This window comes from Streptomyces sp. NPDC005761, assembly GCF_040630635.1.
Classification (GTDB): Bacteria; Actinomycetota; Actinomycetes; order Streptomycetales; family Streptomycetaceae; genus Streptomyces.
Genome location: NZ_JBEXXX010000043.1, coordinates 60364 through 72031, shown reverse-complemented (window position 1 = coordinate 72031; position 11668 = coordinate 60364). Strand labels below are relative to the sequence as shown.

Annotated in this window: 11 protein-coding genes; 2 read left to right on the top strand and 9 right to left on the bottom strand. The window is 71.1% G+C overall.

Going from position 1 to position 11668, the window contains the following annotated elements; genetic code table 11:
• Positions 1-331 precede the first annotated feature (331 nt).
• Complete coding sequence (locus ABZ434_RS29560; protein WP_359142958.1) at positions 332-1339, bottom strand: stage II sporulation protein M; 1008 nt, start codon at positions 1337-1339, stop codon at positions 332-334.
• 120 nt (positions 1340-1459) lie between these two features.
• Here ABZ434_RS29560 and ABZ434_RS29555 point away from each other — a divergent pair, with 120 nt between their 5' ends.
• Complete coding sequence (locus tag ABZ434_RS29555) at positions 1460-2383, top strand: RDD family protein (protein WP_359142956.1); 924 nt, start codon at positions 1460-1462, stop codon at positions 2381-2383.
• A 46-nt stretch (positions 2384-2429) separates the two neighbouring features.
• Here ABZ434_RS29555 and ABZ434_RS29550 read toward each other — a convergent pair whose 3' ends face one another.
• The 8 genes from ABZ434_RS29550 to ABZ434_RS29515 form a co-directional block, all read right to left on the bottom strand.
• A complete protein-coding gene (locus ABZ434_RS29550) occupies positions 2430-3041 on the bottom strand; it encodes a hypothetical protein (RefSeq protein ID WP_359142954.1) in 612 nt (203 codons plus the stop codon).
• Positions 3042-3252: 211 nt separating this feature from the next.
• A complete protein-coding gene (gene ahcY, locus ABZ434_RS29545; protein ID WP_359142952.1) occupies positions 3253-4710 on the bottom strand; it encodes an adenosylhomocysteinase in 1458 nt (485 codons plus the stop codon).
• Between the two features lie 251 nt (positions 4711-4961).
• Entirely contained in the window at positions 4962-5993 is a 1032-nt protein-coding gene (locus tag ABZ434_RS29540; protein ID WP_359142950.1) for a cation diffusion facilitator family transporter, read from the bottom strand.
• Between the two features lie 88 nt (positions 5994-6081).
• Positions 6082-7281, bottom strand: a complete 1200-nt coding sequence (manA, locus tag ABZ434_RS29535; protein ID WP_359142948.1) for a mannose-6-phosphate isomerase, class I — start codon at positions 7279-7281, stop codon at positions 6082-6084.
• 113 nt (positions 7282-7394) lie between these two features.
• Entirely contained in the window at positions 7395-8531 is a 1137-nt protein-coding gene (locus tag ABZ434_RS29530) for an SIS domain-containing protein (RefSeq protein WP_359142946.1), read from the bottom strand.
• 51 nt (positions 8532-8582) lie between these two features.
• Positions 8583-8765 (bottom strand): Trm112 family protein, encoded by a 183-nt coding sequence (locus tag ABZ434_RS29525; RefSeq protein ID WP_359142944.1) that lies wholly within the window; start codon positions 8763-8765, stop codon positions 8583-8585.
• A 294-nt stretch (positions 8766-9059) separates the two neighbouring features.
• A complete protein-coding gene (locus ABZ434_RS29520) occupies positions 9060-10433 on the bottom strand; it encodes a phosphomannomutase/phosphoglucomutase (protein WP_359142942.1) in 1374 nt (457 codons plus the stop codon).
• Between the two features lie 80 nt (positions 10434-10513).
• On the bottom strand, positions 10514-10891 hold the full coding sequence (locus tag ABZ434_RS29515; protein WP_359142940.1) for a DUF3499 domain-containing protein: 378 nt from the start codon (positions 10889-10891) through the stop codon (positions 10514-10516).
• Between the two features lie 322 nt (positions 10892-11213).
• Between ABZ434_RS29515 and ABZ434_RS29510 the strand changes: the two genes are divergently transcribed.
• Entirely contained in the window at positions 11214-11642 is a 429-nt protein-coding gene (locus tag ABZ434_RS29510) for a metallopeptidase family protein (RefSeq protein ID WP_359142938.1), read from the top strand.
• Positions 11643-11668: the final 26 nt, after the last annotated feature.

Sequence of the window (11668 nt, the reverse complement as noted above, 5' to 3'; positions counted from 1 at the left end):
CTTTCCAGCGGTTTCAACCTTACCAGACCGCGTCCGTGCCGTTTCCGGTCCGAATTTGAATTCCAGTGGCCGTTGAAGTGGCCTTGCCTTTCGGCTGATTCGACTTTATCAGAGACAATAACGCCGAGATGATCGGCTTCATGTTCTGGAGAGTGGGAATCAAATGGCTCTGCGGAAATTCAATTTCCGGTGAGAGCGGAGTAAATCTACTTGCTGGGCTCGAACTTGTCCAGTTCGAGGCAACCGTTTGAATCTACCTCCCCCAGCCCGTCATGTCAACGGTCTTTTGGGGCGTGGAGGAGACTAGCAGGTCAGCGGGCCCGTACGCACATCAGGCGGCCACGGGCAGCTCGGCGCTTCGTTCGGTTGCCGCGATGTCGCCTGCGTCGCCGGCTCGGGAAGCCCGGCCGCCCAGGATGTAGACGTAGGCGAGGAAGGCCAGCTCGGCGCCGATCCCTATGGCGATGCGTGCCCAGGTCGGGAGGCCCGACGGGGTGACGAAGCCTTCGATGACGCCCGAGACGAACAGGACGAGAGCGAGTCCGATGGCCATGCCAACGGCGGCCCGTCCCTGTTGCGCCAAGGCTGTACGGCGGGTGTGCGGGCCGGGATCGATGACCGTCCAGCCCAGGCGGAGGCCGGTTCCGGCCGCGACGAAGACCGCCGTGAGTTCCAGCAGCCCGTGGGGGAGGATCAGGCCGAGGAAGGTGTCGAGCCTGCCCGCGGAGGACATCAGGCCGATGCCCACCGCGAGGTTGAGCACGTTGACGAAGAGGATCCAGATCACCGGGACGCAGAGAAATGCGCCGAGCACCAGGCACATGGCTGCGGCCTGCGCGTTGTTCGTCCAGACCTGGGCGGCGAACGAGGCCGCCGGGTGGCTGGAGTAGTACGTCTCGTACTCACCGCCCGGGTCGGTCAGCCGGCGGAGGTCCTCCGGAGCGGCAATGGCCGACTGGATCTCCGGATGGGTACCGATCCACCAGCCCATCAGCGCCGCCAGCAGCGCGGAGAGGACGGCGGTGGGTATCCACCAGCGCCTGGAGCGGTAGACCGCTGCGGGAAACCCGGCCGTGAGGAAGTGGGCGGCATCGCGCCAGGAGGCGCGGCGGGTACCGGTCACCGTGGAGCGGGCCCGGGCCACCAGCTGTGTCAGGCGCGCGGTGAGCAGCGGGTCGGGGGTGCTGGACTGGATCAGGGAGAGGTGGGTGGCCGTGCGCTGGTAGAGATCGACGAGTTCGTCGGCTTCCGCTCCCGTCAGCTTGCGTCCGCGGTGCAGGAGGTGGTCCAGACGGTCCCACTCGATGCGGTGGGTGTTGACGAAGACATCGAGGTCCATGGTCGGCTGCTGCTCCTGGCATGGGTGCGTACGGGTCTGTACAACGGCGGCGCGTTGCGGGTCAGCTTGGCAGACTGTGGGCCCGAGGGGCAGGGATGGTCGGCGAGGGGTGGGGCGGCAATGAGTGAGCTGGTGACCGGGGACGCGGTCGTACTGGGGCTGCGGCCGGCGAAACTGCCGAGCCGTGCCCTGGCTCTCGTCATCGATCTCGTGGTGGTGGGGACGGTGTTCGTCCTGGTGTCGATCGGATTGGCCATCGCGACGGTGACGCTCGACGAGGCGGCGGTGGCGGCGGTGGCCGTCGCGACGTTCCTGCTCGTTCTGGTGGGAGCGCCCATCGCGGTGGAGACGCTCAGCCACGGCCGTTCGCTGGGCAAGCTCGCGTGCGGGCTTCGGGTGGTCCGGGACGACGGCGGGCCCATCCGGTTCCGGCATGCGCTGGTGCGCGGAGCGATGGGTGTGGTGGAGATCCTCGCGACGCTCGGTGCGGTCGCCGCCGTCGCCTCTCTGGTTTCGGCGCGTGGGCGGCGGCTCGGGGATGTCTTCGCGGGGACGCTCGTCGTGCGGGAACGGGTTCCGGCGGGCCGGGCCGCCGCTGTTCCGCCTCCGCCGCCCTGGCTCGTCGGGCGGTTCGCCGGACTGGATCTGTCGGCGGTCCCCGACGATCTGTGGCTTGCAGTGCGGCAGTACCTGACGCGGATGCACCAGCTGGATGCCGCCGTAGGGCAGGACATGTCGGCGCGGCTGGCCGGTGAGCTCGCTGCCCGGACCGGGGTTCCGGCGCCGGAGGGTGTACCTGCCGCCGCGTTCCTGGCCGCCGTGGTCAACGAACGGCAGGCGCGCGACGCGCGCCGGGCGTACGGCGCAGCACCTGATGCGGTTCCCCTCACCCACCCCGCTCCCGCGCCTCATCCGGGTCCGGCGCCCCGCCCTGCTGCCCCGCAGGTGACCCCTGTCCGGCCTGCCGGGCAGGGCGGTACGGCAGTGGTTCCGGGGGCGGACGCGGTGCGGCCGTCCGCCGGAGGTTTCGCCCCGCCTGCCTAGTCACGTCCGCCGGGCCCTCCGGCGCTTCTGATCCGCAGGTCGGGCCCTACCGGGCCGAGGGCGGGGACTCCAGGTCTTCGAGCTCGATTCCGGGGGCCGAGAGGACCACATCACCGGCGATGTGGACGGTGTGCTGCTCGCCGGTGTCCAGGGCGCTGACCTGGTACGTCTCCACAGTCAGCGGTCCGTTGTCAGTGGGGTGCGCTTCACTGTTCACCAGGGCCCAGGACTGGTCGGCGGTAAGGGGGGCGAGCACCGGGTCCGTGAAGGTCACGACGCGGAGCCGGGTGGGCGGAGAGGCGGGGGTGAGACGCAGCAGCCGGGCGGTGGCGATGAGGAATGCGGGGGACGTGCCGTTGAAGGCGTGGGCGCGGACATTGCCTTCGGTGGCGTGGGTGCCGCTCGGGTCGGTGCGCACCCAGGTGACACCTTCGAGGGCAGCGCCGCGGACCTGCCAGCTCGCGGCGTGGAGTTCGAGACGGATGGGGCGGCCGAGCTCGTCGAGGGTGAGGTCGACGGATCCGAGGTGATCGCCGGACGGGGCGGTCGTCCGGGAGAGGTAGCGCCAGCCGGAGGGGCCGGGTGCGCAGTGGAAGTGTTCTTCACCGAGGGGGGTGTGGTCGTGGAGATCGTGGAGCGAATATCGGCCGCGTGGCATGGGGTCCTTCGGGTTCCTCGGGCTGTGCGGGTGCGGTACGGCGCAGGCCCCCGGCACGGGGGTGCGGGGGCCTGCGTTCGTAGCTGCTGAATCACCGGAGCTGCGGACGCGCACGCGTCCGCAGACGCTGCGGGGTCCGCCGGTGGCCGGTCGTCACCGACCGGTGGTGGAGTGCCTGGTCACCGGCGGGCCTTCGCAGACGGTGACGGCGTCAGTAGCGGTAGTGGTCGGACTTGTACGGGCCCTCGACCTCGACGCCGATGTAGGCGGCCTGCTCCGGGCGGAGCGTCGTGAGCTTGACGCCCAGCGCGGCGAGGTGGAGACGGGCGACCTTCTCGTCGAGGTGCTTGGGCAGCACGTAGACGTCGGTCGGGTAGTCCTCGGGCTTGGTGAACAGCTCGATCTGGGCCAGGGTCTGGTCCGCGAACGAGTTGGACATCACGAACGACGGGTGGCCGGTCGCGTTGCCCAGGTTCAGCAGGCGGCCCTCGGACAGCACGATGAGGACCTTGCCGTCGGGGAACGTCCAGGTGTGGACCTGCGGCTTGACCTCGTCCTTGACGATGCCGTCGATCTTGGCGAGGCCGGCCATGTCGATCTCGTTGTCGAAGTGGCCGATGTTCCCGACGATGGCCTGGTGCTTCATCCGGGCCATGTCCGTGGCCATGATGATGTCCTTGTTGCCCGTCGTGGTGACGAAGATGTCGGCCTGCTCGACGACGTCGTCGAGGGTGGCGACCTGGTAGCCGTCCATCGCCGCCTGCAGCGCGCAGATCGGGTCGATCTCGGTGATGATCACGCGGGCGCCCTGGCCGCGCAGGGACTCCGCGCAGCCCTTGCCCACGTCGCCGTAGCCGCAGACGACGGCGGTCTTGCCGCCGATCAGGACGTCGGTGGCGCGGTTGATGCCGTCGATCAGCGAGTGGCGGCAGCCGTACTTGTTGTCGAACTTCGACTTGGTGACCGCGTCGTTGACGTTGATCGCCGGGAACAGGAGGGTGCCGTCGCGGTGCATCTCGTACAGCCGGTGCACACCGGTCGTGGTCTCCTCCGTGACACCACGGATCTCGGAGGCCAGCTGGGTCCACTTCTGCGGGGACTCGCCGAGGGTGCGGTTCAGCAGGGTGAGGATGTACGCGTACTCCTCGCTGTCCGCAGTCGACGGGTCCGGGGCGGATCCGGCCTTCTCGAACTCCACGCCCTTGTGGACGAGGAGGGTGGCGTCACCACCGTCGTCGAGGATCATGTTCGGGCCGCCGGTGGGGGTGTTCGGCCAGGTCAGCGCCTGCTCCGTGCACCACCAGTACTCCTCCAGCGACTCGCCCTTCCAGGCGAAGACCGGGACGCCGGCGGGGGCTTCCGGGGTGCCGTTCGGGCCCACCGCGATCGCCGCGGCCGCGTGGTCCTGCGTGGAGAAGATGTTGCAGGAGGCCCAGCGGACCTCGGCGCCGAGGGCGACCAGGGTCTCGATCAGCACGGCCGTCTGCACGGTCATGTGCAGCGAACCGGTGATGCGGGCGCCGGCCAGCGGCTGCGCGGCGGCGTACTCCTTGCGGATCGACATCAGGCCGGGCATCTCGTGCTCGGCGAGGGTGATCTCCTTGCGGCCGAAGGCTGCGAGGGAGAGGTCGGCGACCTTGAAGTCCTGTCGATTGGCGACCGTCGTCATAACGGGCTGCTCCTCGTGATGGGTCGAGGGTGGGTAGGGCGGCTCTGCGGCACGCGGTGGGCACACGAATGCCCGAGCGGCTCGCAGCGCAGTCCGTCGGAGGCCCTCTCTCCCTCGGCCGGTCCGGCGTACGGACCGATCGACCGCCATCAGCAGCGACGTCTGACACTGCCCACGAATCTACACCGAACGGCCCAGCCGCTCCCAGTCCACGTGGTCCGGGAGCGGCCTCATCGGCGGATCGGGTGCGGTCAGTGGCCGGATTCCGTGGGGTCGGCCGGAGTGTCGGAGGCATCGCCCGGGGTGTCGGCCGTCGGTCCGGCCGGGGCTCCGCCCGGCCGTTTGGCCGGGTTGACGCCGGCCGCGGCCGCCGCCTCGTTGTAGATGTCCGGCTCCAGGTAGATGACGCGCGCGATCGGCACCGCTTCGCGGATGCGGGACTCCGCGGCGTTGATGGCGTTGGCGACCTCGGTGGCGGTGTCGTCGTGCTGTACCGCGATCTTGGCGGCGACCAGCAGCTCTTCCGGGCCGAGGTGGAGCGTACGCATGTGGATGATGCCGGTGACGGTGTGGCCGTCGACGACCGCGGACTTGATCTTTTCGACCTGGTCGGTGCCGGCGGCCTCGCCGAGCAGCAGGGACTTGGTCTCGGCCGCCAGGACGATCGCGATGACGATCAGCAGGATGCCGATGCAGAGGGTGCCGATGCCGTCCCACACGCCGTCGCCGGTGCCGAGCGCCAGACCGACGCCGGCGAGCGCGAGGACCAGGCCGATGAGCGCGCCGAAGTCCTCCAGCAGGACGACGGGGAGCTCCGGGGCCTTGGCGCGGCGGACGAACTGCGTCCAGGTGAGCGTGCCGCGGGTCTCGTTGGACTCCCTGATCGCGGTACGGAAGGAGAAGCTCTCGGCGATGATCGCGAAGACCAGCACACCGACCGGCCAGTACCAGGCCTCGATCGCGTGCGGGTGCTTGATCTTCTCGTAGCCCTCGTACACCGCGAACATGCCACCGACCGAGAACAGGACGATGGAGACGAGGAAGGCGTAGATGTAGCGCTCGCGTCCGTACCCGAACGGGTGCTGGGGGGTGGCCTCGCGCTGGGCCTTCTTGCCGCCGAGCAGCAGTAGTCCCTGATTGCCCGAGTCGGCCAGCGAGTGGACGCTCTCCGCGAGCATCGATGACGAGCCACTGAACAGGAACGCCACGAATTTGGCCACTGCGATCGCGAGGTTGGCGGCGAGTGCCGCCACGATCGCCTTGGTTCCGCCTGACGCACTCATGGGTGCCTGGTGTCCCTTCCTCGGTGCTGCGGCTCCGGTGGCCGCGGTACGGCCGCACATTGTTGCAGTCGCTGGTTCGGACGGTGCGTCAGGCCACCACAGTGGCACGGAACAACGTACCCGTTCCGGACACTTCGGCCTTCTCGCCCGCCGGTACGAAGACCGATTCGCCCGGCACGAGTCCCAGCTCGCCGGCCTTGGGTGTACCGGCCGTGCAGAGCAGGATCTGGGGCGTGTGCGCTGTCAGGTCGACCGGGGCGGCCCCCGGTGAGAGGTCGAAGCGGGAGAGCCGGAACTCGTCGACGGGTGTCTCGTACAGCTCCTCGCCGGACGGGGACGCCTCGGGGCGCAGGACCCCGGGTTCGGTCGCCTCGAAGCGGACGATGCGCAGGAGTTCGGGTACGTCGATGTGCTTGGGCGTCAGGCCACAGCGCAGCACGTTGTCCGAGTTGGCCATGATCTCGACGCCGAGGCCGTCGAGGTAGGCGTGCGGCACCCCTGCGCCGAGGTAGAGGGCCTCTCCGGGCTGGAGCTGTACGTAGTTCAGCAGCATGGCCGCGACGACCCCGGCGTCGCCGGGGAAGTGGTGGGCGATGCGGGCGTACGGGGCGTAGGCGCCGCCGAGCCGTTCGGCGGCGGCTGCCGTGGCCGCGACCGTCTCGGCCATCTCCGCCGGGTCCGCGGTGAGGATGGCGGTGAGGACCTCGCGCAGTGCGGCCTCCTCCGGGTGGGCGCGCAGCAGATCGGCGTACGGCTTGAGGGAGTCGACGCCCAGGCCCTCCATCGCCTCGGCCGCCTCGACGGGCCGGCGGAAGCCGCACAGGCCGTCGAAGGGGGTGAGGGCGCAGATCAGTTCGGGCTTGTGGTTGGCGTCCTTGTACGTGCGGTGCGGGGCGTCGATGGGTACGGACCGGCGCTCCTCGTCCGCGTAACCCTGCTGTGCCTGGGCGAGGTCGGGGTGGACCTGGAGGGAGAGCGGGGCTCCGGCGGCGAGCAGCTTGAGGAGGAAGGGCAGGCGGGGACCGAACTTGTCGACGGCGGCCTGACCGAGCTCTCCGGCCGGGTCGGCGGCGATGACGTCGGTGAGCGCGTGTTCGGCGGCGGTCGCCGACGGGGCGGTGGCGTCGCCCGCGGAATTCGCGCGGGTTATCCGGGAAGGGGCTCCGGGGTGGGCGCCCATCCACATCTCCGCCTGCGGCTCACCGGTCGGGGTGACGCCGAGCAGGGTCGGGATGAGCGTGGTGGAGCCCCAGGCGTACGGGCGCACGGTGTTGGAGAGCCGGTCCATGGAATTCGTCCTCGTGCTGTGTGGGATGCGTGGGTCATCAGGGTCTGCGTGGGGGCCCCGGCCGTACGCGGAATTTTTGTGGGGCTGCCCCGCGCAGGCCGGCGTCACATGGTTCAGGCGCGGGCTGCCGAGGCGAGGGCCAGGTAGACGGCGGCGAAGTCGGTGACCGCGAGGAGCTCGGCGAGGGCTTCGAGCCTGGTGCCCTCCTCCGGTTCGAGCTCGCTGATCGCCGTGTCGTGCCCCAGGGCGAGCTCGCGGGCCGCGGGGGCTGCGCTCAGGCCGCCGGTGGGCCGGTCGCGGAGCAGGACGACCCGGGCGTGGAGAGGTTCGGACTCCTCGACCCGGTCGCGGAAGAAGTCGTCGGGGTCGGCTCCGGCTGCGAAGGCCCCGGCCAGCAGGCCGCCGTGGGCGGGGAGCGCCTCGGGAAGTTCGGCCGCCAGCGCCGGACGGCCGGAGAGCTCGGCCAGGACCGCGGCGAACCGGCGCCCGACGGGCCCCGCGGCGTCGCCCTCCGTCCAGACGAGGGGCAGGCTGTCCGCGAGTTCGGCGGCCAGCGTCTTGGCGGGGTTGCTGTACGTGGCGATCGCCGGTCCACAGCGCTCCGCCGTACGGTCCAGGCGGTCCGCGACGCCCTGCAGCGCCTCGGCGGGCGCGGTGACCAGGCCGACGCGGTCGAGCAGCGCGAGCAGCGGGGTGAACAGGGCCCACAGGGTGCCGGGGCCCGCGGCCGAGGTCTCTGCGTCGTACTCGCCGTGCGGGGCGGAGGCCATCGGCACGACGAGGCCGTGCACGCCGTCGACCGCTTCACGCAGGGGCGACTGCCGCGGCGCCACGGCCACGACGGTGCAGCCGCGGCGGTACGCCTGCTCGGCGAGGAGGGCGAGGCCCGGTTCGGACCCGTCCGCCGTGACGATGAGGAGCAGGTCGACGGAGCCGGCCCAGCCGGGCAGTGTCCATCGCATGGCGCCCGCCGCGGGGGCCACTCCGGTCGGGTGGATGCGTGTGACCGGCGCGGAGGCCCCGGCCAGGGCGCCGATCAGGTCGGCGACGCCGGACGCGGCGGTACCGGAGCCGGCGACCAGGACGGCGCGCGGGCGGCCTTCCGGGTTCAGCTCGGTGATCCCGGCCTCCGTCGCGTGGCGGGCGGCGGTACGGACCCGCGCCCCGGCCTCGGCGGCGCCGCGGAGCAGACCGCGGCGGTCGGCTCGGGCCAGGGCTTCCGGGGCGTCGAGCAACGACTCGTCGAGCATGGGGACGGTCCTCCGATCACGTGCCGATCACCGTGCGGGGTGGGGCCCTGATTACGCGGGGCGGCGGGCCTCGTCGACGAGGAGGACGGGAATGCCGTCCCGCACCGGATAGGCCAGCCCGCAGTCCGTGCCCGTGCAGATCAGTTCGGGGCTCTCGGCCGCCGACCGGTCGTCGAGGGGGGAGTGACAGGCCGGGCAGGCCAGGATCTCCAGGAGGCCGGCTTCGAGCGGCATGGGGTGGGTCCCTTCGGGCGGGCGTGCGGGCTGGCTGGTGTGACGTGGGTGGTGCGTGTTCCGGCTGTGCGGTTGATCTTGTTCGCGCCTCGTGGAACGGGCGAGGTCAGCCTACCGCTGGGGGGACGAGGGCGCGGCCCGGCCCGGGCGGGGTGCGGGTGCGGTTGTGGCTCCGGTGCGGGCGGGGCTGTGGGGGCGCCCGTGGCTTGGCCTCATCCCCTACTCGCCCCTTCCATGACCGGGCTCCGCGACTCGAACGCCCTGCGAGGCTGACGGGTGCGGGTGCGAGCTCGGTCAGACGGGCTGGGTGCGGATCACGGAGAGGACCTCGTCGCGCACCGCCGCCATCGTCTCCTCGTCGCCCGCCTCGACGTTCAGGCGCAGCAAGGGCTCCGTGTTGGAGGGGCGGAGGTTGAACCACCAGTCCGGGGAGGTGACCGTGAGGCCGTCCAGGTCGTCGGTGGTCACGTTCTCGCGGGTGGCGAACGCTGCCCTCACGTCCGCGGTGCGGGCCTGCTGGTCGTCGACCGTGGAGTTGATCTCGCCCGAGCCCGTGTAGCGGTCGTACTGGGCGACCAGGGCCGAGAGGGGCTCTTCCTGGCCGCCGAGGGCTGCCAGGACGTGGAGGGCGGCGAGCATGCCCGTATCGGCGTTCCAGAAGTCGCGGAAGTAGTAGTGCGCGGAGTGCTCCCCGCCGAAGATCGCGCCGTGTGCGGCCATCTCCGCCTTGATGAAGGAGTGGCCGACCCGGGTACGGACCGGGGTGCCGCCGTGCTCGCGTACGACCTCCGGGACCGAGAGGGAGGAGATCAGGTTGTGGATGACCGTGCCCCGGCCGCCGTTGCGGGCCAGTTCACGGGCCGCGACCAGGGCGGTGATCGCCGACGGGGAGACGCCGGCGCCCCGCTCGTCCACGACGAAGCAGCGGTCCGCGTCGCCGTCGAAGGCCAGGCCGAGATCGGCGCCCTCGGCCACCACCCGGGCCTGGAGGTCGACGATGTTCGCGGGGTCGAGCGGATTGGCCTCGTGGTTCGGGAAGGTGCCGTCCAGCTCGAAGTACATCGGGACGAGTTCCAGCGGCAGTCCCGCGAGGACCGTCGGGACCGTGTGGCCGCCCATGCCGTTGCCCGCGTCCACGACCACCTTCAGGGGGCGGATCGCGGACAGGTCGACGAGGGACAGCAGGTGGGCGGCATAGTCGGTGAGCGTGTCGCGTTCGGTGACCGCGCCGGGGGCCGCCGCCGGCGGCGGGGCCCCGGTCTCCGACCACTTCTCGACCAGGGTGCGGATCTCGGCGAGGCCGGTGTCCTGGCCCACGGGGGCCGCGCCGGCCCGGCACATCTTGATGCCGTTGTACTGCGCCGGGTTGTGCGAGGCGGTGAACATCGCGCCGGGCAGGTCCAGTGACCCCGATGCGTAGTACAGCTGGTCGGTCGAGCAGAGACCGATCATGGTGACATCGGCGCCGCGGGCCGCCGCGCCCCGGGCGAACGCTCCCGACAGGGCGGGGGACGTGGGGCGCATGTCGTGACCGACGACGACGGCGTCCGCGGCCGTCACCTCGACGAAGGCCGCCCCGAAGTGCTCGGCCAGCGCCTCGTCCCACTGGTCGGGCACGACTCCGCGCACGTCGTACGCCTTCACGAGCTGCGACAGGTCTGCAGTCACGGGCCGGTCCTCCTGAGGTTTCTTCGGACCGCCAAACTACCCGGCGGTCCCAAGCGCCCCACGCCCCGGGCGGCAGCCTCTCAGGAGTCGGGTGAGCGCAGCACCCGGAGGTGGCCCCTGCGTCCGACCTCCATCGGGTCGGCGGTGCGTGGGCCGCCGTTCCTGGTGCCCTCCGCGCGGTCCTGCGGACGCGCGGCTTCCCGTACGGCATTGGCCAGCGCTTCGAGGTCGTCACCGCTGGGGCGGGTGGGTGCGGAGGGGTCGGAGAGCCGGACGACCTCCCAGCCCCGGGGCGCGGTCAAGCGCTCGCTGTGCTCGGCACAGAGGTCGTAGCAGTGGGGCTCGGCGTAGGTGGCGAGCGGGCCGAGGACCGCAGTCGAGTCGGCATAGACGTACGTCAGTGTCGCGACGGCAGGGCGGCCGCACGCGGTGCGCGAACAGCGACGTACAGGGCTCACGATGTTGGACGGTACCGCACTCTTGAGCGGGCTGCGACGACTCTCCCCCGGCTCACCCCACCGTGTCGCCCTGTGACCTCGGGCACAGGCCCTTCCCGGGCAACTCCCCTGACCTGCACGGGAGGAGAGGGGTGCGGGTCATGACGGCAACGAATCCGGACACCGCCGGGCGAAAAACCTGTCACGCGGCCGGAAACCAGCGATCACGAGCGGGGCCTGAAACGGGTCATCCCATGGCCGGATCGGTCAGGAAAGGACAGGCCGGGTCCCTGCCGGTCAGCTTCGGTCCGCTCACCCGCCGGAGGGTTACGCTGCGTCAGTGATGGACAGTCCCGTACCGCCCCACCCGTCCGAGCCCCGACCGCGGCGCCGAGACCGACACGGCCGTGGCATGCGCGGCCCCGTCGCCCCTCCCCAGGTGCCGCTCTCGGCCAGCAGGGCGGACAGTTTCCGCGATCTGGTGCAGGACTCGGTGGAGCGGCTGGAGCGGCGCTGGCCGCAGCTGGCCGAGGTCGACTTCGTGGTCCTGGACGTACCGGCGACCGTGGAGGAGACCGTGCCGCTGGGGAGCGCGTTGTCCGCGGAGAAGGAGCGCCCCGCGCAGATCGTCATCTACCGGCGTCCCGTGGAGATCCGCACCAAGAATCGGGACGAGCGAGCGCTGCTGGTGCACGAGGTCGTGGTCGAGCAGGTCGCGGAGCTGCTCGGCCTCTCGCCCGAGTCGGTCGATCCCCGGTACGGGCAGGAGTAGGCGGCCGCGTACCGGCGGGGGCGGAC

What these genes read in the sequence shown, in the direction of transcription:
- ABZ434_RS29560 (WP_359142958.1), bottom strand. Translation starts at nt 1,339, where the DNA reads ATGGACCTCGATGTCTTCGTCAACACCCACCGCATCGAGTGGGACCGT.
- ABZ434_RS29555 (WP_359142956.1), top strand. Translation starts at nt 1,460, where the DNA reads ATGAGTGAGCTGGTGACCGGGGACGCGGTCGTACTGGGGCTGCGGCCG.
- ABZ434_RS29550 (WP_359142954.1), bottom strand. Translation starts at nt 3,041, where the DNA reads ATGCCACGCGGCCGATATTCGCTCCACGATCTCCACGACCACACCCCC.
- ahcY (WP_359142952.1), bottom strand. Translation starts at nt 4,710, where the DNA reads ATGACGACGGTCGCCAATCGACAGGACTTCAAGGTCGCCGACCTCTCC.
- ABZ434_RS29540 (WP_359142950.1), bottom strand. Translation starts at nt 5,993, where the DNA reads ATGAGTGCGTCAGGCGGAACCAAGGCGATCGTGGCGGCACTCGCCGCC.
- manA (WP_359142948.1), bottom strand. Translation starts at nt 7,281, where the DNA reads ATGGACCGGCTCTCCAACACCGTGCGCCCGTACGCCTGGGGCTCCACC.
- ABZ434_RS29530 (WP_359142946.1), bottom strand. Translation starts at nt 8,531, where the DNA reads ATGCTCGACGAGTCGTTGCTCGACGCCCCGGAAGCCCTGGCCCGAGCC.
- ABZ434_RS29525 (WP_359142944.1), bottom strand. Translation starts at nt 8,765, where the DNA reads ATGCCGCTCGAAGCCGGCCTCCTGGAGATCCTGGCCTGCCCGGCCTGT.
- ABZ434_RS29510 (WP_359142938.1), top strand. Translation starts at nt 11,214, where the DNA reads ATGGACAGTCCCGTACCGCCCCACCCGTCCGAGCCCCGACCGCGGCGC.